Source organism: Pseudomonas sp. WC2401 (assembly GCF_041200115.1).
GTDB lineage: Bacteria > Pseudomonadota > Gammaproteobacteria > Pseudomonadales > Pseudomonadaceae > Aquipseudomonas > Aquipseudomonas fragi.
Map to the genome: position 1 here is coordinate 4616897 of NZ_CP165623.1, position 25511 is coordinate 4642407.

The window sequence follows — 25511 nt, forward strand, 5'->3', positions numbered from 1 at the left end:
GGCGGCCTCCTGGACCGCGAGAGGGCACACCCAGCGACGCTGGGAGGCGGCGGACAGCAACGCTGCCCGACACCTTTTAAGACCACAAAAATGGCATTAAGTGCCGCTTGTAAAGAGCGCCTGCAGTGGATCAACAGAGGGGCCGACAGCCCTTTACCTGCCCCCTCCCGTAGAGGCTGCGATAGCGATCTTTGGCAGCGAGCCTTCGCGAGCAGGCTCGCTGCCACTGTTGAGGTTTTTCTGTAATAGCCATACCAGTACAGTCTTAATCAACAATGGAGAAAGCACAGTTGCTTGCAATGGCAGCATTACATTCATAAACAACCAGCCCAAGGCCACTTTCAACCGGACGCCAGTTTTCAGTGTTGGCAAACCGCATCGAGCGCTCACTGGCAGCGCTTTGACGATAGTGGAGGTTAACCCGGGAGCGGTCGCGGGCTTTATATTCACAATATCCGATCCGCCCAACAGCACCTGGCTGATTGTCTTGCGGGTAAAAAACCGCGCCCTCAAACGTTTCCAGCTGCGAAGGCACTGCGGCGCTGGATACCGCGACCCATTCGTTCCCGGCCCGGCTGCTTGGAGCCGTGTAAACACCGGCCCGCAGCGTCACATCCCCGGCCGCCGGGCAACTTTCAGTGCCACTGGCCAACGCGACTGCCGAATAAAACAGCGCACACACAAAAACATAAACAACTTTCATAAACAGCCACCCCTGCACAAGATGTTTTAAAAATATTGAACAAGGCAGTTATCAACTGCCCGGCAAATCAATATTAATCAATCACCCTCTTTTAACAATGCAGTTATTCGTAGCCAATTTCCGATAATTATGCGCGATATTTATTAACATCTATGAGCCGCCAACTTTCGCACAGCCCATCTATAAAAAACCGATCTTGCAGTATTAAATTACACACTCACCCTTGAGGGTTTACCATAGTGACACTGAATACCTGCCGGACACCCCGACATGACCACCTCCGACATTTGCCCTGCCTGCGGCGCCCGCAACGACTGCTCGATGGCAAACCCTGAGACCGTGGCGCAGCCCTGCTGGTGCTACGGCGTGAGCATTGACCCCGAGGTACTGCGCGCCCTGCCCCTTGAACAGCGCGACCTGACCTGCCTTTGCCCTCGTTGTGCCCGGGTGCAGAGCCAATTGCCGCCAGCACCGGCGGCCTCCCTCACGTAAGATGCACCCCTGAATTTCTAGTGATGGATCGTTATGCGTGTAGACCGCTTTCTCAGTAACTTGCCCCAGTTCAACCGCCAACAAGTGCGGTTGCTCCTGATAGAGAAGCGTATCCAGGTAGACGGGCAGGTGATCGCCGACCCGCGCCACGAAATCCGCGCATTCAGCCGTATCGAACTCGACGGGCAAGTGCTGCAGGCAGGCAAGCCGGCCCGCTATTTCATGCTGCACAAGCCGCCGGGTTGTGTAAGCGCCACCCGGGACCCGCAACACCCCACCGTCCTCGACCTGCTCGATGAGCCCGACAAGAACGAGCTGCATATTGCCGGCAGGCTGGATTTCAATACCAGCGGGCTGATGCTGATCACCAATGATGGCCATTGGTCGCGCCATGTCACCCAGCCGCAGACCAAGATGCCCAAGGTGTATTACGTCGAAACCGAGCAGGCAATTACCGCGGATTACGTCAGCAAATTTGCCGAGGGCGTCTATTTCGCTTTCGAAGACCTGACCACCCAACCCGCCGAATTGCAGCTGCTAGGCCCCTGCTGCGCCCGCCTGAGCATCGTTGAGGGGCGCTACCACCAGGTCAAACGCATGTTTGGCCATTTCAACAACAAGGTGGTGCGCCTGCACCGCGAGAGCATCGGCCCCCTTATGCTCGACAGCCAGCTGGCTCCCGGCGAATATCGGCCGCTGAGCGAGCAGGAAATACAGCAGTTCCAGCCCCCCAGGCTCTGCCTGTAACAATCGCCCTGCACCATCAGTCAGACCGACGCTCGATTCACTGGAGTCTGACGCCATGCTCAAGCCCGAAATTGCCGTGCTCGACATTCAAGGCCAGTACCGTATTCATACCGAACTGTACCGTTGTGACAACGCCGAGCACACCATCATCCTGGTCAATGGCTCGATGGCCACGACGGCATCCTTCGCCCACACCCTGAAAAACCTGCACCCGTATTTGAACGTGGTGCTCTACGACCAACCTTACGCGGGCAAATCAAAACCTCATAACCCTCATCAGAAAATGCTGACAAGGGAACTGGAAGCCCATGTGCTGCTGGAGCTGATTGAGCACTTTGATGCCCAGTATCTGCTGTCATTTTCATGGGGCGGCACGGCGGCGCTGACCGCACTGGCAGCAACGCCACGGCGTATTGAAAAAGCCGTGATCAGTTCGTTTTCCCCTTTGATCAACGCTGCCATGCGCGATTATCTGGAGCGTGGCCGGCATTGCCTGGCCGCCTGCAACCGTACTCAGGTCGGCCACCTGGTCAACGACACGCTGGGCAAGCATTTGCCTTCGCTGTTCAAGCGTTTCAACTTCAGGCACGTCAGCAGCCTGGCCGAGCATGAATACGCGCAAATGCACTTTCATATCGAGCACGTCCTGAGCAGCGACCCGCCGTGCTTTCTCAGGGCCACCCAAGGTATCGAGATACCGGTGCTGTTTATCAATGGCCAATGGGACGAATACACCGTGGCCAGCGACGCCCGGCACTTTGCAGGAGCGATTGCCAACAGCCAGTTTGTCAGCCTGGAGAACACCGGGCATTTTCTCGACATGGAACACAAAACCGCCAGCCATATCAGTAAAAACGCCCTGCTCGATTTTTTACAACCGACACCGCTTCAGCCGCCCTCACTGTCCTTGTGAGGGGGTGCAAAGCCAATAACAGGGCAAAAATAATACATTTGCAGAATAAAACTTCTCATCAAGGCCGACTTCTGGTACAAAGTCAGCCGCTCTGAGCGGGTGTCGTATAATGGTATTACTCCAGCTTCCCAAGCTGATCACGCGGGTTCGATTCCCGCCACCCGCTCCACTGATTTCAAGGCCTCCAGCAATGCATGTACATGACTGCATTCAGGTGGGGGCCGTTTTGGGGGCCGTTTCTCCCCACACTTCTTCGTTGTCTTTTATAGAACCTAGATATAAGCACTAGGCATTTCGGCCCAGCAGAAGCGTTCTGACTTCGGGTTCATCTCCCGGTGCACAAGTCAGCGTACGTAGACAGATGAGCCCTTTATGAAACACGGAAACAGCCTACCTCTAGATCGATGCCCTCATTGCAACGTTGCTAAACCTCATCTGAAATTGCACTACGGCTTCGAGAACGATAACGACCGTCAGACCAGCAAGCGTCGCTGGGGTAATTATCAATGCTCGATTTGCGGAGGAGTAACCCTAGCAGTGGCCTCAGCCGTAGGGCACGACCGCAGCGGCCTGGCCTACGGCGATATCGAACAATTGTGGCCATCCTCCCAAACCGTCCATGAGTCGATTCCCGAGCGGGCGCGATTGTTCCTAGAACAAGCGATAGCGAGCATCCATGCCCCAGCGGGAGCGGTCATGCTGACTGGCTCATCGGTTGACGCAATGTTGAAAGAAAAAGGCTTGAAAGAGGGCAACCTTTTCGGACGCATCAAGCTCGCCGCAGAGAAACAACTCATCACGGAAGAGATGGCCGCATGGGCCCACGAGATCAGGTTAGATGCGAATGACCAAAGACACTCAGATGAAGCAGCAGCACTGCCAAATGAAGCCGATGCCCAGAAAGCTATTGATTTCGCCACTGCCTTAGCTCAGTTCCTATTTGTACTACCTGCACGCGTAGCTAGAGGCCGCGGTAAGCCTACATAACTAGGACAAAGTGACCAGCAGTAGACAGCTTCACAACTCTCGAAACACCCTCCCTACGGCTCCTTTCGACAAAATTCATAGGGGCCTGAAAAAAGTAATATTAGTAATATCCCCTTCGAAAAATGGCTACAGCCCTTGCAGGTCAAGGCTTCCATCGTTTTCAGGAAAAAGCGATATTTAAGCGATAAGAAGGCGATAGTATTACCTTTCTTAAAAGCTATATTTCTATTCTTTAAAACCCAATGAATTCGGGGGTTTGGCAGAAGTATTACTTTTCATATCGCTTCATATTACCTTCCCTTGCAATACCCAAAGCCCAGTAAAACCGGGGCCTCCACACCTATCCTTCGATCCGTATTACCCATATCGCTCTTTTTGAAAATACCCCCCTAGATTTGAGAACCAATATCAATAAAACGATGTTTTTTTAGGCGAACCTGATTTGCCCGAGCAATGGGGAATCTGATCGTCGACCGCGTGCAGTCCCGTGAAATCCAACAGATACGCTACAGGCCCCGCCAGTCGTGGCGCGCAGGAAATTCAGCCTCTCCCCGCACACCATCAATACCCGCCCGAAAAAGATCGTGCGCGTTTTTGAAAACACACCGAAACCTGCGTTTTAATATTTTCCGCCCAATGAATCCGGGCACTTCACCGCTACGCCTTACGCGTCCGCTCTGAGCACCGCCGTGCAACCGCGCTGCACTTCTCTTCAAAACTTTGCACCCTGTGCAATTCCCGATCGGCTGCAGAGCCCCACGGCCCGCCTGGGCTGCAGGTTCGTTTACACTACATCCGGATTTGCACAAAAAAAGGACACAAGGCCCGTCGGCGGGAGGGGGATAAGTGCTTTTTCATGATGATTTTTATCGTGCACGGTTTTTTCCTACCTGGCAGCAACAGCGACATAGAAACCGTCATGAGCTTCGCTTCCGGCTGTCACTGGGTGTTTTTTTGCTGTGAGTACGTTGACGCCTTGGTCGTGCTGAGCTTTCGCTGTGGGCGCCTTTGTGTGCGAAAAAGGCAATTTTGCTAAAATCAACAAAATTATTTACGATTTGAATTCGGCTTGAGGAGGCCGGGCACGCTGTGTTTGGGCGTGTAATGGCATTTACCTATAAGCACTATTCACTCAGAGGCATTGACGATTCAGTGGCCTCGCGATAGCTTTAAGCCATGTAGAGGGGGGATCCGATCTACCTTAGGAACTAAGGCTTCGGTAAGCCGTCTACATGTAAGCGAGGCATTGGTTCAGGGATGAGACTCTTGACCAAAGCCAAGTGTTCTAGGTTGACTAACCTAAGGCTGTGCCTTATAAAGCACGCCGTTTCACTAAGCATATGACCAATGAGGGATCAGTATGAATGACTACTACGTACAGGCACGTGAAGAGTACGAAGGCTTCTAAATCCACTAACAGATTTCGAAATGGAGACCGTAAGGTCTCCATTTTTTATGGGTAAAATAAAAGTATGGATATTTGCACCACGCTGACCACAGTGCTTGCCTCTGAGGCGTTTCGTAACCTACTCCTCATGAGCGGTGTGCTTACTGCCATTGTCTCTGTTGTCAAGGTTCAGTCCATAGCCAAGAAAAAACAGACTGCAGATCTCCTATTCGGATGCCGAATGGATGATCAGTTGCGCTTGGGGACACAGCATGTGGTTGCAATGCATGATCCAAATGGGTCGATTAAAGATCTTTTGCAGGCCGCGCAAGAGAACTCTGAGGCAGCGGTGGCGGTGAAGTACGTTCTCAACCACTGGGAAAGGGTCTGCGTTGGGATCAACGAAGGCATTTACCACGAAGAAATGCTTCGCCAGGCGAATCGTACAAACGTCGTCGACCTCTATCAAAAATCGAAACCTTTTATTGACGCTGTACGGCACAAGACCGGGAAAAACACCTTCTACAAAGACTTCGAAAAGCTTGCATTGAAATGGAAAGATAAGCCTTTGAAAGGTTGATTTCTCTTCCCAAGAAAATGCAGGAGGGCGTCTATTGGCGTCCTTTTTCTTTATAGCGTGATCGCCCGAAGCTCTGTAGACAGTAGCGCTGTTTTCGCGGCGTCGGCGGTGAATACCGCGGCTGTGGCCGGTACTGGGCTGGAGCCATGGACGTGGCTCGCTATCTGGCTGGCTATCTGTTCGAGCAGATCGAGCGTGTCGCCCAACACCTGCAATACGTTAACCTCCTCCGACCCTATCCACGTTTTGGGTGCCTTTAGTCTCTGGCTGATCCCGGCCACGCTTTTACGCAGCCCATGGATATTCTCCTGCATATCGCCACCCACGGTGGCGTTGTACTTATCCCCAACCACCAGATTCAGGTCGCGGCCCGTGGCCTGGTGCAAGTCATCCACAGCCGCCACGCTCATTGATCCGCCTGACAGTAGTTTCATGGCACCCAGGGCTTCTATGGTTTTGACCCCGCCGACTGTCTCTTTTGAGTGGTCGTCCACGGTTTGGCTGTGGCTTTGATAGTGCTCCTGGTTGTCCAGGGACTGGACTTCGCGGTCGGCTGAAAAGTCCTGTATGCGGCCATCGGTCTGCCGCGACCAGTTGCCGTCGGCGTCCACGCGCTGCTGTGCGGTTTCGCTGTGCTGCCAGACTTGATCCCCTTTTGGCACCTTGGGCAGGCTCAGGCCGTGGGGCAAGATGGTTTGAATGAACGGCTTGCTGGGCATGCCGTAGGCGAAGTTGACCACGACCATGGTGCCTTCGGCCGGGAAGGCGAAAAAGCCCATCTCATCGCCGCCCACTGGCACGGGCAGCGGTACACCGGCCAGAATCGGCAGGTTGGGGTCGGGTTCGCCGTCTTCGGCCAGTACCTGCAGGTCGACCGCGTACCGAGGCCGGAAGTTGTCGCAGATGCCGGACTGGGCCGGGGCGTCGGCCACGCCTTGCACCAGGGCGAATCTGGGCAGGTGATAGCCGCCGCTCAGCTCAGGGAATTGACGTTCTACTGCGCGCTTTATTGCTTCTTCCACTTCAAACCCATTTGATTCGCGGCCAGCGACACCGAAACGATGCGTTGTGCCTGGTTAAAGGTTGCACCAGGGCGAATGCCTGGCATGGCGGCGACCATGGCGCTTTCGTTGCCCTGGTAGCCGTCGAACAGTTCGATTGGTAGCTGCAGCGGCTCCCGGGCACCAAAAAAGCTGTCAGCCCAACTGCCCACAAAGACTTCGCCGTCGCCCTGCTGCTGCCAGATCGGGTCGGGGATGCTGAAAACCCGGGCCAGGCTGTCCATGGCTTGAATGCCGGTGGCCAGGTTGTAAAAGAACGGGGCTTTGACCTTTGCATAAGGCTGGTCAGGCACGCGGAATGTAAGCCCGGTCTTGTTGCTGATAGCGGTCAGGACGGCACGCAGATCCACGTGACGCAGGTTCAGCGGCAGCGGCTGGCTCAGGATTGCAGCCAGTTCACGGCAGAACAGCACCTGCTCGACGGCGTTCACGCTGGTACTGCGCTCGACGTAGCCAATGAAAAACCGCTGCAGCGGCTTGTCGTTGTAACCAATGTCCAGCGTCACCAATCCTTTTAACGGGGCTTTAGCCTGCACCGTGAACGAGGCTCGCCCCGTGGTGCGCAGTTCCAGCCGGACATCGTCTTTGACCAGCGGGTATACGGTGCCGCCTATGGTCAGCACTTTGTGCAGTTTCATGGCGGTCAGCCTATCCAGTTATCAATTTTTTTCAGTACGGACTCAAAGCCGGTCAGCTCTTGCCCGGGCTTTTCCGGGTCACTGCCGTTTTCACCGGCAACGCCTTGCCCGGGCGCCGACTGGCTGGCCACGCTGTTGCTCGTGCGACGGCCTTCTACCCGCTCGGGGTTGCTCAGCTTTTCGGTCAGCGTGAACTGGATCAGCCAAGCCTGCAGCGTGTCGTGCTCCCTGGAGCTGACCCCGTCGCTGAATTGCACCTGGCGCATGCCGAACGCGGCGGCGGTGTCGTGAACGATGCGGTAGGTTTTGAGTTGGCCACCGCTCTCTGTTGCCTCGGCCAGGCGCATCAGCGTGCGCAACCAGTCCGCATCGGCATGCCGGATCAGCCCGGAAAAGGTCAGGGTTTTGGGTTTGAAGCCGGTGTGGGCCGTGTCGCTGTTGCTGGTCTGGCCCGACATATCCCCGCTTTCAATGCGCAGGTTTGCCGTGGCTTTCATGTTTTTGCAGCGCACTTGTTCGCCATCGAGTAGCAGCGTCATAGACCGATCATCTCCTGTACAAAGCTCAGCCCTTTGCGCGATCCCACCAGCACCATGCCAGCGCAGATTCCCCATTCGTGGCCCGGGGCTTGGCCATCCAGCAGTTGGGCGCTCAGCTCGGCGCCGTTCCCCGGGCCGATGAGGCGGCATTGCATGGTGGTTTCAGCGTCGTTCCCGGTCAGCAGCTGCTGCAGCTCGGCCAGCTTGCGGTCGTGGGCTTGGGCCTGAGTGGCCTTGCGTGCGGCCAGTGCCGCCAAGTCGGCCATGGGCGAGCTGTCAGCGGCGTAGCCCTCCAGCGCCGCCAGTTGGCTGGATAACGCCTGGCTTGCGGCTTTGGTCACGGTGCAGCGCTCCAGGGGCATCTGCCCCCAACGCGGCAGCGCACCAGCAGACGGCAGTTCCCACTTTTCCGCCTCCAGCTTGAACAGCTGTTGGGCACGGCGCTGGGCGCGCTCCAGATCCGGGAACGGCAGCAAGGCGTTGAAACGCGCCAGGGTGGCGGCGAACTGGTCGTACCGCGTGCCCAAGAACAGGATCACCAGGGCGTATTGCTGGCCGGTGGGCAGCCCGGTGTCGTGGCTGTCCTTGAGTTTGGCGCTCAGCAGCTGCAGCAGGTTCGGCGCGGCCAGCGCACGCAGTAAGCCGGTGCCCTGACCCACTCCGCTCTGGAACGGTGTCACCACCAGGCACGCCGGGATTTCGCCCAGGGCGTCAGCCATTGCCGAACGCCCGGCCTCGATGCCCTGCTTTGCCAGTTCCGCGACCGGCCCCGGGCTGGTGGTGGCCATGCCCTTGAGCGCTTCCAGTCGAGACGCGGTGCTGGCCAGCTCTGTACCGGCCATCTGTTTGGCTGTGGTCAGCTGGCTCAGCCATTGGGTCGACTGGCCTGGCCAGCGCATGGTGACGGGCGCCCAGCTCATGCTTGGCCTGCTGCCCAGCTGGCCGCATCGATCGCGGACAGGTCGTTGGCGGTCAGCGCGGCATCCAACTGGTCTTTGAGCGACAGGGCTTTTTGCTGGCAGGTCAGCCGGTGATGGTTGAACGAGGTGCTGACCAGGTGCAGCTGCTCGGCGGTGTGCTCGCGGTAGGCTTTGACGCTCAGGGCATCGCGGCAGGCCAGGTGCCCGTCATTGCCCAGCACCACCTGACTGGTCAAGTTGACCTGGTCAATCAGGGTGCTGTCGTAGCGGTGAGGTTCGCCCAGGACATCACAGTAAAAGCCGCCCGTGATTGCTTGTTCACAGGCCGCATTGACCGCGTCCAGCTGGTCGGCGTAGCGCAGTTTGGCCAGTGCCGGCACATCGTCGATCCACTGGTTTTTGCTCCATACCTGGTGCGGCTTCGGCGCTTTGACGGTGTAGCCCTTGGGCAATGGCCCCGGGCTTTCAATCAGCAGGCTGTGGCCGGTTTCCTTGCTGTAGACCGTTGCGCCTGCATAGCTGTCAATCAGCGCCCAAGCCTTGCCATTCCAGTGCGCGGCTTTGTGTTCCAGTACCAGCGGCGGTTCGACCTCAACGCAGCCGCCCGGGATCAGCCAGACGCCTTCCTCAAGCGGGCAAGGATCTGCAGTGGTGAGGCCGATGTAGATGCCCTGGCGGTTGGTCTGGTAGACGATTTTGTCTTTCATGGCGGATCTCAATATTTGATGCAGGCAAGAAAGGCGATGTTCCAGGGGCGTGTCTCGCCTCCACCGGTCGCGCCAATTGTGATGATGTGGCCGTGCTCCCCGGCAGGGGCAACGGTGACGGTGTGGCTGTGGGCGCCCGCTGGTTCAGTGCTGGCCATGGAGTTACCCGCGTTTGCCGGGCTGACCCAGCCGCCTGGGGTGTTGTTACTGCCCCAGGACTTTTTCAGCTCGTGACTGTGGCTGCCTTGAACATCGGTTGAAGCGGCGTGTACATGGCTGCCGCCCGCGCTAGCCGAGCCGGTGTGGGTGTGGCTCTTGCCCGCGTCTTCCTGGACGGTGCCAAGGCCCCGGCCCGCATCCATGCTGGAACCATCGCTCCACGCCCGGGTAAACAGGCCCCGGGGGTCTGGCAGGTTGAACGTATTGACCCCGTCACCAACGCCGAACCGGGTGCCGATCACCTGGAACAGGCCCGCGTAGGTGGTACGGGATACGGCGGCGCCATTGGCTTTCAGCCAGCCGGGCGGCGCTGCTGCCATCGCAAAGCTGCCGACAAGCCCGGTCAGCGAGTCATCCACGATCTTGCGCAGGGCATTCAGGGCTTTGGTGGTTGCCAGGATGTCGCTGCTGTTGGTCTTCGGGTCGTCGCTTTTGGCGTTGGGCAACTCGCTAAGGCCCACGTCCTCTTTTTTCGTGCCCCTGGCTCGCAGCTGCTCATAGTCACCATTGCGCAAGGCCAGGTGCTCGATCAGGGCCACGTCGACAGGCTGAAACGGGCGCAGATCGGTCACGGTGTTGGAGTTCGGCAGATCCGCGATCGGCACGAAGTAGTGGCGGGCACCGGCGCTGTCGGTTTTGTCGACCAGATTGGCGCCAAACACCACCCGGCAGGTGGTGACCATATCGCTGCCCTTGCGCTGTAAAGCGACCTCCAGCCAGGCTTTAGACGGCACGTTGGCCACGTTGATGATGGTCGGTTCAGGCTGCACAACGCGGATGCCCTCGACGTAGGCAATCCCCGGCTTGAGCTGGTAGCCGTTACCTGTTTTGACCAACTGCAGGCCGCTGCCGAAAAAGCACGACCGACCAAACAGGTCGCGATTGGTCAGGCGCTCGCGCTCATCGATGCCGCCCAGGCGCACAGTAAAATCGTGCTGCCAGGTACTGGCGTCGATCGTGATCCCGGTCATGGCCATGGCGCCGCTGAACGCCACCATAAAGTTGCGGGTCAGGTTGTTACCCACCTGGTACGGCGGTCGGCTCTTGCGCTTTTCCTGCACCGGCACATACGCCACGGCCAGCAGCACGTTTTCTGCCGTCTGCAGCCCTACCCAGTTGAAGTTCCAATCCCCCACATCGGAACCCAGCATCACGCTGTAAACCACTTGGTTGGGGGTCACGTAGCCCGATCGCTGAACGGGGGCCGTGTGGACGATTTGCGCTGCAGGCGGCAGGACTGAGGCGCGGTCGACCTCGCTGTCAGGGTTCAGGCCCGGGATAAGTGCGAACACAAAGCGGCTGACCTCCAGCCCTTTCTGTTCGCCATGCTTTTGCGCGATAAGGTTTTCACCGGCAATCGTGATGTTTGAAGACATGCGTCTACCTGTTCAGAATTTTTAAGCGTTCGGGTGGCGTTCGAAAATGCTTGCGCCCGGCCCCAGTTGTTTAAGCAGGACGTACATCCCCAGGCCGCGCAGGATCTCCCCGGCCCAGAAGCCGAAGAACATGCCGTTGACCGTGCCAAGGCGTACTGCCGGGCTCCAGCAGCCGTTCATGGGCTGGCCCGGAACAGGCGTCACCACATAATTGGTTTGCAGCTCGGTCACACAGGCTTCGATCAACGTGTTCAGCTGCGGGTGCTCACAGCCCGCCATGGCAGCCATGCAGGCGCCGGACAGCCACAGGCCGGTCATATGCCCGGTGAAGTCGTCAGGCACTGGCTGCGGAACGCTGGTCATTGGAAAGTCGGTGGGCAGCACGCCGTGGTGCAGGCGGACAAACTCGCCCAGCCAGTTGATCCAGTTGCCGACATACGCCTTCAACTTTTCCGGTACTGGTTTGCCGTCCTCGACCAACTGCTGCCAGGCACGGCATGCGCCCTGGAACGCCCGCGGCTGGTAACCCGACCAGGCGGTGCCGTCACCCCAGTGATTCATGGTGAAGGTGTCCGGCGTGCCGTACTTGAAGTTGTCCCAGCGGTTCCAGACGTAGGCGCTCGCACCCGGGCCGAGCTGGCCGAACTTGGCGGCGTACCACTGTTGGGAGTCGTGCAGGAAGTCGATCATGTTGCCCAGATGCCGGGCGTACTTCTCCGGCTCCAGGCAGTAGACAAACGGGTATTGGTAGCCCGGGTATGGCATGCCGTGCCAGGCGCCGATCTGGTCTGACCCTTCCTCGTAGATGTTGGAAAACGGGATCACGCCCGGGGTGTAGGCCAGCGAGTCGTCGCGAAAGCCGGTCACCGTGCAGTCACCCACTTTGGCGTTGAATGCCTCGGCACAGGTCAGGGTCAACCGGTAATTGAGGCTGTAGCCGTCGTCCAGGGTGTACAGCGGCGGCACGTCGTTGACGTAGGCATACGTCCAGCTGATGTCCTTGTCCGAGCCGTTTTCAAGGATCACCGTGAACTGGTCAATGTCGCTATAAACCGGTGCTGCGGGGTCTGGATCGTCGGAATGGTTGGGCTGATAGCCGGACAGCACCAGGTCACCGGGCAGCAGGGTTTTGCTGACCCAAGCGTCCTGGGTGTTCTCAAGCACCCAATACCACCGCCAGCCGTTCGCGTCCTCGATCCGTAGGTCTGTCTCGCCATTGGATTTGTAGGTGATCGAATTGATCGGCGCGCGTCCGCTGTCGCTCGTCCAGTTGCCGACGATAAAACCGGCGTCATCGTCCGGAAAAAACGCGGTGATGGTGTTCGCCCGGCGGTTGCCCAGCACCGTGGTGTCGTAGTGCTGGGTGATGGTCAGGCCGCCGTAATCGGTCACGGCGGACGCATCGGCGGTGATGTAGGCCGAGCCGTCATCCCGCACCAGTTGATAAAGGCTGCCCAGGGGCACGTCGTAGGCGATCGGCTCCAGGCGGGTCGACAGCGGCAGCGCAAACCCCCACTTTTTGCCGTTCGCATCGATCTTGTCGTTGCTCATCAGCACTTCCACCCGGGCTTCGACGGGTGCGCCATCCACGCCGACACCGCCAAAGGTGGTCAAAAACCCTGACTGTTGGTCGAGACGAAACCAGACCGATTGCTGCTCAAGGGACAAGCTGGCCGCTCGATCGAATTGGGCAGTGATAAACCCCGACGTATCGCGTCCGTACATGGATTGCGCAGTCTTGGGATACACAAAGTCGTAGGAAATGCCGTCAGTAAACGGTGTTGTGGCTGCCACGGACTGGCGAAAGAACTTATCCAGGGAGTCGATCTGCGTGTATTCGTGGGCCGTGAACAGGCACGCATCCAGTGCCTTTTTGTAGGGCGCCTCACCGGTGATTTTCCACAGTAGGTAGCAGGCGTCCGCGAACCATTCTTCCCCGTCGGCCGCATTGCCCATCTGGTTGACGCTGCCCAGCAACGGCACATGCAACGGGCGGTTGTGCTGCACTGCGTTGCGCGGGATGTACTGCCCGCCGAACTCCACCGGCTGGCGGGTGGCGTAATTGAATGGGTACTCGCCCTGCAGCGTGGAGTCCTTGAGCTGGACGGCGCCAAACTCGGCCGCATCATGGCCGGTGGATAGCACGTCACCGTTGGAATCGATCTTTTGCCCCGTCCAGACGATGATCCAGTCCACATCGTACTGTTTGCCGTCGGCGCTCCAGTCGGTCGAACCATCCTCTTTACGGGCTTTTACGGACGCATTAATCGCGTTCCAGGCCAGATCCCCTTCAAAGGCAAAGGTAGCCTTGTCCAGGTACTCGCCCCAGTGCGGCGCACCGTGCGGGATGCGGGTAAAGCCGTCGACAAACTCGAAGGGCACGCCTTTAAAGCCGCTCTGGGTCGGGTTGATCGGATCGATCGGCCAGTTGGCCAGCACCGGTTCCTTGGCGTTCACAATCCAGTTGGAGATCCAGCGCGACGGCGTGTCCGGGATGGGCTGGCCAGCGTAGAAATACGTGAGGTACGCATCCCAGTGTTTGCGCGCCGCTGCCAGATACTCGGGCTTGCCGGTGGCCAGGTACGCATAGGCATAGCCAATGATGTGCAAGGACTGGCCCTCGGTGGTGCCGTCCCCGTTGGGCTGGTACTCCATTTGCGAATGGGCAATAAAGTGCCGGTTGTTCGCCAGAACCCCCTGGTTGTTCTGCACAAAGTGCTGCAGCGTGGCGTCGGCGGTGTCGCCGGTATTGGCCAGCAGAAACCGGTGATGGCCCTCGATCATCGACAGCGCATTGGCCACGCCCGGGTTGCGGCTGCCGACCAGGGGGCGGCTGTCGAGTGCGGTGCTAAACATTGAACCAGCCCCCGTCGACCATCCCGCGCCAATTGTGCGCAATCGGGTCATACACCAACGTGACCAGGTCATACGCCCCGGGCACATACGACAGCACCGGTTGGCGGTTGTAGGCCCACACTACGTTCGATGGCCACTGCACTTTGTTGGCGCCGCTGCCCTGTCTCAGGGTCAGGGTGATCGCCCGCGAATAACCGGCCGGCACCTGTGCATTGAGCAACGACAGCGCGCATTCAGGGGCTGTCAGCGTGATGTCGAACGCCGATACCCGGCGCAGCGGATCAATGTCCAGGGCGACAGCCGGGCCTGCAGCATTGACGGTTTCCAGCACCGGCAGCAACACGCCGCCCATGGTGTCGAAAATCACCTTGGCCAGCCCTGACAAGGTCGGAATATTGCCCGCGTCGGTCGGTACCAGCTCATCGCTGGCCCCGTGGTGGAAGTGGTGCCACGCCTTGCCCAGGGCTTGCAGCTTGGCGATTTCGGCGGCTTGTAGATCGGACAATTCGCTCATGGTTATCCCAGATATTCAGGCAGTTCAACGTGGGTGAAGTAGTACGCCCGGGCCACGCTGCGGTTCAGTTCGTCGAGTTGGGTCTGTTCCTCGGCCAGGATCGAGGCGCCGAAGGTTTGCTGGTCGTCGTTGAATTCCACGGTCTGCATCTGCAGGGTCAGCGGTGAGAAGTTGACGAACTCATAACGACGGCAAGTGCGCCCGTACTGCTGGGCGATCACGCGCAACAGCTCGGGATTCTTGCTCAGTTGGGATTCAGAAAGGCGCAGCTCGATCACGTCCCAGTCACGGTCTGGCTGTCGCTCGATAATTTCCACATAGCCCACGCCCAGGCGCTCAAAGATCCTTTTCAGGCCCGCCGTGGAGCCGCCGTCCACCGCGTTGATAAAGGCGTACTTGACCCGGGATCGATACAGCGCCTCCTTTTCAGTGCGAAAGCGTGTGATGTCCCGCTGCCAGGCGAGCATGTCCAGCACGCTCAGGTGGCAGGTTTCGGCGTCCAGCTGCAGCAGCGGCCAGCGCATCCATCCCTCGACCTTTTCCCACCAGGACTGGGCGGCAGCCTTGAGCTTGGCCAGCTCGGGGCCGTCCAGCCAGAAGGGCAAACGCAGCTTAAGCATTGATCGCCACCTCAACCCCGGCCAGCCGAGGGATGGTCAGCTCTGACACGATGTCGATGTTTTCAAACTGCAGCGAGTCGATGCCCGGGAACTGCAGGTGGAGTTCTTCGCCCAGGCGGCTGAAAGAAAACCGCGACTGTGGGTAGGTCAGGGTCGGCTGATAGTCGCTGGCCGTGCTCTCGCGAAAGGCAGCGCGGATAAACAGCTCTACGTCACGCACCAGGGCGGCGTAACGTTCATCTCCCAGTTCGGCTTTGGGCCAGATCCCGACTTTCACCCTGTGGTGGGTGGCGGGCATTTCAAAGACCAGCAGGTCGTCACCGTGGCCGTGGTTGCCGGAATCGCGGATGTAGTCGTTGATTCTGGCCAGGTAACTGGCTGCCGGGGTGTCGGCTTCAAACAGCAGGTAGGCATTGGCACTGCCCGGGCCACGCGGGGCGTTGTGCTCAAAGTACACACCGTCGGCCTGCACACCGGGAAACACGGCGATCATGGCGCGATATACCGCGTCGGTGTGCCACTGGTTCACCGCCGAGAACTGGTTGCGCACGCGCAGGCGCAGGTCGTCGTCGGCCTCCACATCGGCCCCGGGCTGGCTTAGCCAGTTGTCTGCATTGACCGCCAGGATCACCCCTGGCACCGGCTCGGGCAGGATCGAGTAGTAACCAGGTGCAAGGTTGAAACCGCTCCCCGCCTCCTTGGCCCGGGCGGGCACCTTGACCTGAAACTCACCGTCCGCGAATGACGCCAAGGCCGTGGTCAACAACTCGTACACGTTGCCGTTGATCGACACGGACTGCACGCGAGTGCCTGCGGGCACTTCCAGCACCCCGGCGCTGCTGACGCGGGTGAACAGCAACACGCCTTCGGCTTTGGTCGAGGCTTTGCGGGTGACATTCACGGCCCAGGCCAAGGTGTCCAGCCAGGCCCCCTTGGCGGTTTTCACAAAGAAGTTCGGCAGCACGGTGCCTGCAATGAACTCGATCAGCCACATCACCGGCGTGGTCACCAGCGCCGTAATCACCCGCCAGAAAGGCGACCAGGCACTGCTGTTGCTTAGCTTGCTGCCCTGGGCGGCCACTTCGGCTTCCCATGCCTGACGCAACTTGGCCTCGGTGGTCGGGATGCCAGCATCTGCCAGCGCCTGTTTAAAATCTATTTCGCTCACACAGCCACCTTGATAATGCCGAATTCAACGGTTTGGGCAGTCACCAGGTACTGCCCGTCTTTCTGGTCGATGATCCGCGCCGTCCCAGGCACCAGGCGCCGGTCGTCCTCCACGATCAGCTCCATTTGCTGGATACAGTCGGCGCGCTGAAAGCGGTCACGCTCAGCCACCAACCTGACCAACAGCCCGCTTTCGCGGATCATGTGGGCGATGTCCTGGGCGATGCTGCCCCGGTCATCGATCAGCACGGGCTGGTTGGAAGGATCTAAAGTCAGGTCGTTGTCAGTGATCAGCAGATCGATATAAAGCGCCATCAGCCCACCGCCATGCCGAGCATGCTTTCCAGCTCCAGGGCACCCATCGGCTTGCTGTTGTGGATTTCGACTTTCTCCACATGGGTGCCTTTGTTCTGGGTCTGGTTGTTCTGGATGCTCTTCAGAAAGCCGCCCTGGGGCACCGCGCTGGCCCGGGTTGGCGACAGGCTGGGCAAGGACGAATTGAGCGACTGCTGGAGTTTTTCGCCACGTCCCGCCTGGTCGGCGGCAGTCATGGCCATCTCGGTACCGGGCATTTCTGGCAAGGCCCCAAAGGCCGCATCGATCTTCACGCCGGGGATCTTGTTCAACATCTCGATCAGGCCGTTGATGGCGTTTTTAAAGATGTTGGTGATCCCGTCCCACGCGGCCCTGGCCATGCCAGACCAGCCGCCCATCGAGCTAAACCAGTCACTCAGGCCCTGCAGCTGGTCGCTGACCCACTTGAACGCTGCGCTGTTGAGTAGCGCAGACGTCCACTCGTCCCAGTAATAGGCTGCAGCAACCACGGCAGCGACCAGCGCGACAATCCCGACCACGACCCAGATCACGGGGTTGGCCAGCAGGGCCGTGTTGACCAGCCAGATCGCGCCTTGCCACAGCAGCATGGCGCCGCGAACGATGCCCATCCACGCGACCATGGCCACCAGGCTGACCACAAACGCGGTGGCCATGGCCGTGTGAAACAGAAACATGGCAATGCTGCGGTAGCCCGTCCAGGTGAGCACCTTCCAGACTGTAATCATCCCCAGCCAGACCATTTTCGCGATACCAACGGCCAGCGTTAACGCCGACATTGCCGCCGTGATGCCAAGAATGGTCAGCGCGGTGATGCTGACCACCCGGGTGATGTTGGGGAACAACTGCGACCAACGTGTCAGGGTTTGCGCCACACCGGTCAACCTGGCCATCAGCGGCCCCAGAATCGGGATCAGTGCCTGGCCGAAGGCAATGCGCAAAGCCTGCACAGCGGCGCCGAACTGCTGCCACGGGTCGACCATGGCCTGGGCCATCTTCTCGGCGCTTTCCAGCCCGCGCACCTTGCCCAGTTGATCCAGGCCATTACGCAGACGCCCGGTGTCCTTGGCCAGCGCACCGATCACCCGGGCACCTTCGCCGCCGAACGCATCGACCAGCGCTGTGCCACTGGCCGCGCTGGTCAGGTCGCCAAACTTGCCCTGCAACTTGTCCAGGATGTCGAGCATCGGGATCAACTTGCCGTTCTGGTCGGTGAACTTCATCCCGAGCTTTTCCGAGGCGCCGCCGATGTTTTCAAACAGGGCCTTGTACATGCCCCCGGCGTCGCCGCCTTCCATGGTGCTGCTCAGCGAACCAATAACCGCGAATTGCTCGGCCAGGTCGACACCCGCCGTGGTAGCGATCGCACCGACTTCCTTAAAGGCATCCTTGAGCTGGGCGCCGTCGGTGCGGAACAGCTGCACCGCCAGGGCCGTCTGCCCGCCCATTTTCTCAACCCACTGGCTTTTGCCCATGGCATCGGCCTGGTCTTTGAACAGGTTGTACATGGTGCCCACATAGGCGCCCATGGTTTCGGCGTCGGTTTTGGTGGCCTTGGCCAACAGGTTGCTGGTGTTGGTAAAGGTGGCCAGCTGGCTGCCGCTCAGGCCCTTGATTGCGCCCTCAATGCTGTACGCCGAGGCGACAAAGTCCCGGGCGTTCGCCCCGTAGGCCACGGAGAATTCCAGCGACTTGCGGTTGAGCGCGTCCAGTGCGTCTTCGGCCACGCCAAGCGATCGGACTTCGCCCAGGGCTCGGTTCATCTCCAGCGCCGGTTCCAGGGACTGGCTGATCGCAACACCCGCGCCCACCAATCCCCCAAGCCCAAGGCCCATGGTCTTGATGTTGTTTTGGCCCTGTTCTGCCAAGTCCGAAAAGCTGGTTTTCACCTTGCCCAATGGCGCGGTGATCTTGTCGGTCAGGCTCAAAATAAAGGCCAGCTTTGCGCTGCGATCTGCCATGTTTTATCCGTTCAGTGCGTGGGCGATGCCGTTGGCCACTGCGATTTCCATCCGTCGCCAGTGTTCGTCCTCCAGCCACTTGGCCGTGCCCATCACCTCGTAGGTGGGGGCGGCGCCGGGCAGCCAGCGATTGGCCAGGGCCACTAACTGGCCCAGGCCGTTTTCGCTCAGGCGCTCAGCGTGTTCGAGGGCTTTTTTACGGTGATTTCAACGTCCGGGCCGTACTCTTCCAACAGCGTGCCGGCCAGGTTCATCACCATCAGCGGGTTGCCCAGCAGCGACTTCAAAGAGGCGCGTTCGTCTTGCTTAACGGTCGTCATCAGCAGGTTGTTGGCGGGCGATACCTTGTTGGTCTGGGTCAAGGTGTTGAAGTACTTGGTCACGTCCTGCGGGGTCAGCTCAAAGGTGAATTCTTTTTCGCCAACTTCCAGGGTGATTTCGCGACGTTCGGTCATGGGTGTTTTCCATTCAGGTTTAAAAGTGGGTGATTCAGCGCAGGCAGATCCGGCGCACATGGTCTTGCAGCCCCAGGATCATTTCTCGACTGAGGGCGAGCTGATTTCTGAGGGTGAAATAATCCGATCGAGCGTCTGCAGCGAGTTCGGCGGTGCCTGCATCAGCCACGCTGCCGGGGCCGGTCTGGTCGGGCTTTGGGGGGCTGCAGCTGGCTTTAACGAACAGCCGCTTACTGCCACCGTCAACAGCACGGCGCAGGTCATTGATTTCAGTAAGTGCATGGTTCAGCGCCTTGGTTCGGGTACGGTCGTTTTCGTCGCGGTCGGCCAGCATTTCGCCGCTGATACGGGCCGCTTCGCGCAGTCCGCTGACCTCAAACAGGGCGCGGTTACGCTCATCGATGAGGTGGTTGAACAGAAACCAGGCGGCCAGGAACAGCAGCAACGAAAGCAGATTCGTGGGCAGCGCAGTCATAGTTCGACCTCGCACAGCTCACGCTCAGCAGCGCGGCGGTTCACCAATCCGGCCAGTTGTTTGCCACCGGCATACACCCAGCGCGACAGCTGGGCACAAGCCCCGCGCACGTCACCGCTGTTCAACAGGCGCAACAGTGTCGAGCTGGAAAACTGGCGCTCTCCCACGTTGTAAACAAACGACCCAAGGGCAGCGCGGCGGGTGTCCGGCAGCGGCACACGCACCTGGCGGTCAACCGCGGTCAATGCGATGCGCAATTCACGCTGCAGCAGCTGGTCGCACTGGGCCGGTGTGGCCTGATCGCCCAGCTTTACGCCCAGGGTGACGCCTTCGCAGATGGTCGGAATTCCCACCGGATCGAGATAAGCCACCAGCGAGCGGCCTTCAAACCAGCTGACCAGCGCGCCGGTCATGCCCAGCACACCCGTCAACGCGCCTATGGCGATCTTGTTACGCAGGCTCATCACTTGCGCTTCCAGTCGCGCAGCATCTGGCGGTACTTGGGAGCCAGCAGCAGGATCTGCAGCACCATGTACAGCGCGGTCAGCATGTAGGCGACTGACGACCAGTCGACGGCACCGGTTGCACCGGTAGCCGCAACGCCGATTGCCGGTGACGCCTTAATCACGGCCATGGCGGTGTCCTGGGCGGCCTGATTGGTGCTCATCGGTGCCCCCCTTTCTCAAAAGTGGACTGGCACGGCGTGCAACGCAAAATCCCGCCCAGCGCCTGGCGCGCCTTGGGAATCTCGCCGTCACAGTCCAGGCATTCACTACGACTTGGCCCGCTCGGGCGCCGCTTGGCTAACTGGATGGCAATCGCCTGGTCGCGCTCGCGTTGCTCCTGCACCTGGGCGCGGTCGAACGGGCAAGACATCAGCTCAGCCCCTCGATCTCGGAAGCGGCCAGGTACGGCACGCCATTGATGCGGATAAAGTCCGGGCTGGTAACGTCGAACGGCACCTTGTGCTTGCTCTTCTCGCCGCCTTTCTGGTCGATGCTCAGCAGGCTGGACACCTTCAACTTGCAGCCGAACGCCTCCACGCGCAGCTCTTCGTCGCCCGCCTTGGCAAAGAAAACGGAGTCGAACGCCTCCAACTGGCGAAAGCTGCCTGCACTGCGGGCAGCGTCGATCAACAGGTTGAAATTGAGGGAGTCGAATTCAAATTCCCCGCTGGCCGTAACGTCACCGTCCACATGGCCATTGGGCACACCACGGGTCTGCGCCGTGGCGCTGTTGTCCGTGATATCGAGGGTGCAGCTTTCAACGTGAACCAGCAGATCGCCCAGGTTCACGTCGAAGTTTTTGCCGCCAATGCGTGACATAGGGGGTTACTCCGAAGCGTCATTGGAAAGATCCAGGGCGATGTTCGCCGTGATGTCTTTCGGGCAGTTGTGGGGTTTGAGCTTGATGTACACCTCAATGGCGGTTTTGCTCTTCCAGACCAGGACGATGTCGCCGTCCTTGGGCGATTCGATCTCGCCCGGGAACACCTGACCGGCAAAGGTCACGGACTTGGCCATCGCACGCAGTGGGGTCATCAGGGCCGTGACTGCGACAGCCATGCTGTTGGCGGTGCTGTTGAGGCGTCGATCAGCCACGCGGCGGATCAGCAACGGGCGCACCTGGCGCGATGCCTTGTCAGCCAGGCGCAGATATTCGATCACCAGAAAGTCACTGGTCGGGGTGTCCAGCAGGTTGCCGTCGCCCCAGTACACGCCGGGAAAATCCGAGTAGGTTTGCGAAACCGAGAAGCGCGCTTTATCCAGCTCGGCCCGGGTCGCGGTAGGCAGCGGCACGTTTTCGGAGTCTTGCGGGGTAGGCCCAAGGCCGAGCACGGCACCGGTGGCCACACGCATGGGGCTGTCCGCAATGCTCGCGGCGGTGTTGGCCAGTCGACCGGCCAATACGCCCAGGTCATTGCCGTGCAGCTGCGGTACCACCAGCACGCGGGGCGCGGCCAGGTCTGCCGTGATGGCGCGTTGCTCGGTGAGGTACTGCGCCCATGTTTGCGCAATGGCGATACTTGCAGACGCAGCCATGACAAACGAGCGGCGACCATAGGTGTCGTTGAGACGCACGGCTGCCTCGTGCATTTTCGACAACTCGACCCCCGTGGTTACCGGCTTAGTAATCACAATGGCTTCGACCGAATAGCCCTGCTGCTGCGCTCGTTCCAGCGCTGCCGGCCAGTCTTCGTCCTGGCCGATCGGAGCGGCTACGCACGCCCAGCGATCGCCACCATTCAAACGGGCAGCGGTGATCTGGGTTTTCAGGTCGCTGGCCGCAATGCCCAGGGCACCGTCCAGATCACTGTCGGTATTGAGGGCCAGCAGCGCGCCCACGTTCTTGGCGGCGGGGCCAATAAAAAGGAAATAGCGCTCAATCTCGGTCACGGCCCCTTGGCCCAGATTGAGATTGTTGACGCTGACTTTGCCGAGTGCCATGCAGTGCCTCGCTTAGCGGGGTGAATTGAGAATTTGTTGAAAGACCTGGTTAACCAGCTGGCTGGTTTCCTGGCCGATGCCCACGCCGAGGAACTGGCGTTTAGGCAGGGTGATGTCCCAGCTTTGCGCGCCCGATGTCTCGGTTTTTTCATCGTTCAAAATGCGGATCAGCAGGCCCGCTTTGGCGTAGTTCACGTGTTCTTGAATCCACGCCACGCTGGGTTTGCTCAGGCTTTTTTTGCCCGGGACACGCACCCGAAACCCCAGCTGACGCAGGCGCTTGGCTTGTTTGTCGGTGCAGGCCACTCCGGGCGGTACACGGTTCCAGCGGCGCATTTGCGCGGCAGTGCGCCGTTCAGTGGCGCCGTTGTGCTGCTGTGCGGCGACCCACCGGGTCAGGGCGTTTTTCCAGCCCAGCTCCGCTTCGTCCGGGCTGACGCGGGTGACCTGCAGCAGCTTGGCCAACCCGGCTTCCATCTTCTTTTTGCCCTTGGCCGAACCCTTGCGCTCAGCGAAGGGGGTGCCGTCCAGGTTCTGCTGGGTACGCACGCGCTTGCGACTCATCGAACGCACGCGCTTGGTGACGTTATTCAGCAGTCGGCGGCGCAGCTGGGGCGACAGCTCAAGCAAGGCCAGTTGGGCGTCGACATCGAGCAAGCCCCGGACATCGAGGTCGAGCGGATTAGCGGCCACGGGTGCCTACCTCGCCCTTTTCAGCGACCCACAGGTCAAACGGGATAAATGACCAGGTCTTGTCGAATGCCTCTATTTCACCGTCCGGGTCTTCGGCCAGGTACAGCGATTCGACAAACTCCAGCGTGATTTCCACGTCGGCCAGGTCGTTGTCCAGGATGTCGATGGCGAAGGCTGGATTGGGTAAATCATCGCGGTCTGGGTCATAGGTCTGCAGCCAACCGGCCAACAACGCCATGAGCCGCCCGGGTTCATCGGCAAAGCGCTCAAACACCACAACCGCGCTGTAACGCATGTCCGCAAAGTGCATGCCCTTCAGATCAGGCTTCCAGATCAGATCCTGATTGACCTGGCTGGCCCAGCTGTCGAGCTGCTCGGGCATGACCAGGTTGCGGGCCAACAGATAGCTGGTCAGCGCTTTGAGCTTTTTCATAGCAGCGCCGCCGTGATGCGGCCACGGCCTTGCAGCAAGCGAACGGCCTGCTGGCTGAATGCCAAAAAGGTTTCCGATCGCTCAGGCAATTCCTTACCGAGGTTTTCGGCGCTGTCGCGGCGCACCACGGTGGCGAACTGGGTCAGCAGGCTGGCTTTGGCGCGGCAATACACGGCGCGCTTGTACGTCGCTGCTTTAAAAGCAGGATTCAGCAGCACCGTAGGGTCTGCAGATTCGACACAGGAGACGCCAGTTAACTGCCATTTGGCTTTGCACTTGGTCAGGTCGTTATTGACCTCGACCATGGCAGCCTTTAAATCAGCGGCCAGCATTTCGCCCAGGTACTCACCCGGCAGGCGATAGCCTTTCTGGAACTCGCTCACCGACAGATCGGGCCAAAAGCCGTCATTGTCGATCTGCTGTTCCACCAACGTGGTGGGTTTGCCTGAAAAGCTCATCGCTGGCCGCTCAAATAGGGCGGGAGAACTGTTTCAGGGAGGCAAGCCATAAATGGCTAACTCTCATCCACAGTTTCCCGCTGGGGGGGGTAGTCGGTTATTCGGTGGCCGGTGTGGCCGGTTGTTTTGCCAGCGCCTTACGGCACTTCACAATGCGGGTGTCGTTACCCGCTTTCGGGTACAGCTCAGTGGATCGCTCAAGATGCTTAAGCGCCGTGTCCCACTCCCCTGCCTCCATGGCGCGAATACCGATCAACTTGTGGTACTTGCTTGGGATCTGCTCCGTCAGCTCCCACCGGCCATCGACGAGCGGCAGCATGTTGGACAGGTAAGGCTCAGGGCTGCGCTCGGCGTTGTACTCGGCAAAAGCCCAGTCGATTACCTCGTCCGCCACAAAGGTCTGAATATCGCGGCGCAGGAAACGCTCCGGCATTACCTGACCCTGCTCAATCGCGAAGTCGGCCAGCTCCAAACCGTCTTCAAACTCGGCCGTATCGAACAACCAGACCATCACCTGCACCAGGACACGGTTGGGAAAATTCAGGCCCGACTCGCAATAGCGCTGCACATAGCTCTGGTACTTGGGCAGCAGCTCGTCACGCTTAAGCGACTGTTTGCTGGCCAAGTTTTTGAGGTCACTCAGACGTTGCAAATCCAGATCCAGCGAGGCTTCCTGCAACATCAGATTTTTGCGGGCATTGGCCGGGCTGCTAAACGCATCAGCGTGCGAATAGGCCACCGTGGCACCTGCAGCCGCGACAGCTGCAGCGCTACCCAGTGCCAACATGCGGCGCTTGTGAGTCAGGGCCAGGCTCACGCTAAAAGCTCCACGTTTTCAGTCAGTGCGATCTTTTCCAGTTGCTCGATCACATAACCTTCGTTGCGGCTGTTGTAGTCCTCTACGCGGGAGCGTTTCGGGTTGTCGATCGACTGCTTACGCCAGCTGGAGTCCTGGTAGTAAATGGACAGGTTGTCCCAGCTGGTGATCAGCACGGCGTTGACCGGGAAGTTCGGCACACTGAACGCTGGCAAACCACCGTAGGTCGAGATGACCTGAGCGTTTTCAATGCGCTCTTTTTCGGTCGGGGTATCGCCCTGCTTGGTGTACAGCTTGGCCTTGTCTGCGGCCAACAGATCGCTGCCAATAATCGCGATCAGGTCACCGTCTTCACGCAGGATCTCGTCCACCATTTGCTTGGTGTCATGCACCAGGGCGTCGAGGTTGGCGTAATCACCACCCGCACCCAGCGTGATCTTGCCTGTGGTCGCACCTTCTTTAAGCACTTGCTGCGGGGCATCTTCGCGCAGTTGCTGCAGCCACCCCTTGTTCACGTCCTGCAGCTTGGGATTGGCTGCCAGATCAGTCTGGGTCGCCGCGCTAAGGCCGTGAAAGCCGATAACGATCCGGTCTTGTGCAATACGCTTCTGCACAGCGGCGGAATAGCGATCTTTGAAGTCGGGAAACTTCGCCCAGGCGTCGATCTTGGCGTATGGCAAGCCCACGTCCGACTGGGTATCTGCCAGCTCGTAGGTGGTGTTTTCCAGGGCCGAAGCATCCTTGGCCTGCCGATCGGTGGTTTTGGTGTTGGTACGGCCAGTAACCGGGCCATTCACACCGATATACACCTTCTCACCCTTGATCTCGCTGACCGGGATGATGTTGATGCGCTCCAGAAAGTCCGCTTTCGCCGTGATCGCGTCGTTCAGTTCTTGAGCAACAGACGGTTCAACGCTGAACATCTTGCTGGCACGCTGAACCCCGTAGGTGTCAGCGATCGCGTCCTGCAACTCGGCGTAATGCTTGGCGCCCTTGGCGCTCAGTTGTGCCAT

Annotated in this window: 31 protein-coding genes and 1 tRNA gene; 6 read left to right on the forward strand and 26 right to left on the reverse strand. The window is 59.3% G+C overall.

Annotated elements, in window-relative coordinates; all coding sequences use genetic code 11:
- Positions 1-265: 265 nt before the first annotated feature.
- Positions 266-703, reverse strand: coding sequence for a DUF3757 domain-containing protein (locus AB3G35_RS21140; protein ID WP_169909362.1), 438 nt, complete (start codon positions 701-703; stop codon positions 266-268).
- 270 nt (positions 704-973) lie between these two features.
- Here AB3G35_RS21140 and AB3G35_RS21145 point away from each other — a divergent pair, with 270 nt between their 5' ends.
- The 6 genes from AB3G35_RS21145 to AB3G35_RS21170 all read left to right on the forward strand — a co-directional run bounded on the left by AB3G35_RS21145 (position 974) and on the right by AB3G35_RS21170 (position 5809).
- A complete protein-coding gene (locus tag AB3G35_RS21145; RefSeq protein WP_016782023.1) occupies positions 974-1195 on the forward strand; it encodes a cysteine-rich CWC family protein in 222 nt (73 codons plus the stop codon).
- Between the two features lie 33 nt (positions 1196-1228).
- Positions 1229-1942: a pseudouridine synthase gene (locus tag AB3G35_RS21150; protein ID WP_369782063.1), complete on the forward strand. Its 714-nt coding sequence runs from the start codon at positions 1229-1231 to the stop codon at positions 1940-1942.
- A 55-nt stretch (positions 1943-1997) separates the two neighbouring features.
- A complete protein-coding gene (locus AB3G35_RS21155; RefSeq protein WP_095040056.1) occupies positions 1998-2855 on the forward strand; it encodes an alpha/beta fold hydrolase in 858 nt (285 codons plus the stop codon).
- 95 nt (positions 2856-2950) lie between these two features.
- Positions 2951-3024: transfer RNA gene (locus AB3G35_RS21160), tRNA-Gly, on the forward strand.
- Positions 3025-3227: 203 nt separating this feature from the next.
- On the forward strand, positions 3228-3842 hold the full coding sequence (locus AB3G35_RS21165; RefSeq protein WP_369782064.1) for a DUF4145 domain-containing protein: 615 nt from the start codon (positions 3228-3230) through the stop codon (positions 3840-3842).
- 1472 nt (positions 3843-5314) lie between these two features.
- Complete coding sequence (locus AB3G35_RS21170) at positions 5315-5809, forward strand: DUF4760 domain-containing protein (RefSeq protein WP_369782066.1); 495 nt, start codon at positions 5315-5317, stop codon at positions 5807-5809.
- 50 nt (positions 5810-5859) lie between these two features.
- Here the strand turns inward: AB3G35_RS21170 and AB3G35_RS21175 are convergent, their stop codons facing one another.
- From AB3G35_RS21175 to AB3G35_RS21295, 25 genes are all read right to left on the reverse strand, one after another.
- Complete coding sequence (locus AB3G35_RS21175; protein WP_369782067.1) at positions 5860-6831, reverse strand: hypothetical protein; 972 nt, start codon at positions 6829-6831, stop codon at positions 5860-5862.
- Positions 6816-7508, reverse strand: a complete 693-nt coding sequence (locus AB3G35_RS21180) for a hypothetical protein (RefSeq protein WP_369782068.1) — start codon at positions 7506-7508, stop codon at positions 6816-6818. The genes AB3G35_RS21175 and AB3G35_RS21180 overlap by 16 nt, the downstream gene beginning before the upstream one ends.
- 5 nt (positions 7509-7513) lie before the next feature.
- Complete coding sequence (locus AB3G35_RS21185) at positions 7514-8047, reverse strand: DNA-binding protein (protein ID WP_369782069.1); 534 nt, start codon at positions 8045-8047, stop codon at positions 7514-7516.
- Positions 8044-8967, reverse strand: a complete 924-nt coding sequence (locus tag AB3G35_RS21190; protein ID WP_369782071.1) for a hypothetical protein — start codon at positions 8965-8967, stop codon at positions 8044-8046. Before AB3G35_RS21190 ends, AB3G35_RS21185 begins: the two co-directional genes overlap by 4 nt.
- Positions 8964-9674 (reverse strand): phage tail protein, encoded by a 711-nt coding sequence (locus AB3G35_RS21195; RefSeq protein ID WP_369782072.1) that lies wholly within the window; start codon positions 9672-9674, stop codon positions 8964-8966. The genes AB3G35_RS21190 and AB3G35_RS21195 overlap by 4 nt, the downstream gene beginning before the upstream one ends.
- A gap of 8 nt (positions 9675-9682) precedes the next feature.
- Positions 9683-11269 (reverse strand): phage tail protein, encoded by a 1587-nt coding sequence (locus AB3G35_RS21200; RefSeq protein WP_369782073.1) that lies wholly within the window; start codon positions 11267-11269, stop codon positions 9683-9685.
- Between the two features lie 21 nt (positions 11270-11290).
- Positions 11291-14125, reverse strand: coding sequence for a phage tail protein (locus AB3G35_RS21205; RefSeq protein ID WP_369782074.1), 2835 nt, complete (start codon positions 14123-14125; stop codon positions 11291-11293).
- On the reverse strand, positions 14118-14639 hold the full coding sequence (locus AB3G35_RS21210; protein ID WP_369782076.1) for a hypothetical protein: 522 nt from the start codon (positions 14637-14639) through the stop codon (positions 14118-14120). Before AB3G35_RS21210 ends, AB3G35_RS21205 begins: the two co-directional genes overlap by 8 nt.
- Positions 14640-14641: 2 nt before the next feature.
- Positions 14642-15259, reverse strand: coding sequence for a phage tail protein (locus tag AB3G35_RS21215; RefSeq protein ID WP_369782077.1), 618 nt, complete (start codon positions 15257-15259; stop codon positions 14642-14644).
- Positions 15252-16427, reverse strand: a complete 1176-nt coding sequence (locus AB3G35_RS21220) for a baseplate J/gp47 family protein (protein WP_369782078.1) — start codon at positions 16425-16427, stop codon at positions 15252-15254. The genes AB3G35_RS21215 and AB3G35_RS21220 overlap by 8 nt, the downstream gene beginning before the upstream one ends.
- Positions 16424-16741: a DUF2590 family protein gene (locus AB3G35_RS21225; protein WP_106117242.1), complete on the reverse strand. Its 318-nt coding sequence runs from the start codon at positions 16739-16741 to the stop codon at positions 16424-16426. Before AB3G35_RS21225 ends, AB3G35_RS21220 begins: the two co-directional genes overlap by 4 nt.
- A complete protein-coding gene (locus AB3G35_RS21230) occupies positions 16741-18720 on the reverse strand; it encodes a phage tail tape measure protein (RefSeq protein ID WP_369782079.1) in 1980 nt (659 codons plus the stop codon). The genes AB3G35_RS21225 and AB3G35_RS21230 overlap by 1 nt, the downstream gene beginning before the upstream one ends.
- A 3-nt stretch (positions 18721-18723) precedes the next feature.
- The gene (locus tag AB3G35_RS21235) at positions 18724-18864 is read right to left on the reverse strand and encodes a hypothetical protein (RefSeq protein ID WP_369782080.1); all 141 of its coding nucleotides are present in this window, start codon (positions 18862-18864) and stop codon (positions 18724-18726) included.
- Between the two features lie 23 nt (positions 18865-18887).
- Entirely contained in the window at positions 18888-19175 is a 288-nt protein-coding gene (locus AB3G35_RS21240) for a putative phage tail assembly chaperone (protein ID WP_369782082.1), read from the reverse strand.
- 34 nt (positions 19176-19209) lie between these two features.
- Positions 19210-19650, reverse strand: a complete 441-nt coding sequence (locus AB3G35_RS21245; protein ID WP_369782084.1) for a lysis system i-spanin subunit Rz — start codon at positions 19648-19650, stop codon at positions 19210-19212.
- A complete protein-coding gene (locus AB3G35_RS21250; RefSeq protein WP_369782085.1) occupies positions 19647-20114 on the reverse strand; it encodes a lysozyme in 468 nt (155 codons plus the stop codon). Before AB3G35_RS21250 ends, AB3G35_RS21245 begins: the two co-directional genes overlap by 4 nt.
- A complete protein-coding gene (locus AB3G35_RS21255) occupies positions 20114-20317 on the reverse strand; it encodes a hypothetical protein (protein WP_169911029.1) in 204 nt (67 codons plus the stop codon). The genes AB3G35_RS21250 and AB3G35_RS21255 overlap by 1 nt, the downstream gene beginning before the upstream one ends.
- Positions 20314-20526, reverse strand: a complete 213-nt coding sequence (locus AB3G35_RS21260) for a TraR/DksA C4-type zinc finger protein (RefSeq protein WP_196883504.1) — start codon at positions 20524-20526, stop codon at positions 20314-20316. Before AB3G35_RS21260 ends, AB3G35_RS21255 begins: the two co-directional genes overlap by 4 nt.
- Positions 20526-20975, reverse strand: coding sequence for a phage protein (locus AB3G35_RS21265; protein ID WP_106117249.1), 450 nt, complete (start codon positions 20973-20975; stop codon positions 20526-20528). Before AB3G35_RS21265 ends, AB3G35_RS21260 begins: the two co-directional genes overlap by 1 nt.
- Positions 20976-20981: 6 nt before the next feature.
- A complete protein-coding gene (locus AB3G35_RS21270) occupies positions 20982-22097 on the reverse strand; it encodes a DUF2586 domain-containing protein (RefSeq protein ID WP_369782087.1) in 1116 nt (371 codons plus the stop codon).
- A gap of 12 nt (positions 22098-22109) precedes the next feature.
- Positions 22110-22790 (reverse strand): phage virion morphogenesis protein, encoded by a 681-nt coding sequence (locus AB3G35_RS21275; RefSeq protein WP_218723437.1) that lies wholly within the window; start codon positions 22788-22790, stop codon positions 22110-22112.
- The gene (locus AB3G35_RS21280) at positions 22780-23223 is read right to left on the reverse strand and encodes a phage tail protein (RefSeq protein WP_196883520.1); all 444 of its coding nucleotides are present in this window, start codon (positions 23221-23223) and stop codon (positions 22780-22782) included. The genes AB3G35_RS21275 and AB3G35_RS21280 overlap by 11 nt, the downstream gene beginning before the upstream one ends.
- On the reverse strand, positions 23220-23681 hold the full coding sequence (locus tag AB3G35_RS21285) for a head completion/stabilization protein (protein WP_369782089.1): 462 nt from the start codon (positions 23679-23681) through the stop codon (positions 23220-23222). Before AB3G35_RS21285 ends, AB3G35_RS21280 begins: the two co-directional genes overlap by 4 nt.
- Before the next feature lie 97 nt (positions 23682-23778).
- Positions 23779-24498 (reverse strand): phage terminase small subunit, encoded by a 720-nt coding sequence (gene gpM, locus AB3G35_RS21290; RefSeq protein ID WP_369782090.1) that lies wholly within the window; start codon positions 24496-24498, stop codon positions 23779-23781.
- A complete protein-coding gene (locus tag AB3G35_RS21295) occupies positions 24495-25511 on the reverse strand; it encodes a phage major capsid protein, P2 family (RefSeq protein ID WP_369782091.1) in 1017 nt (338 codons plus the stop codon). Before AB3G35_RS21295 ends, gpM begins: the two co-directional genes overlap by 4 nt.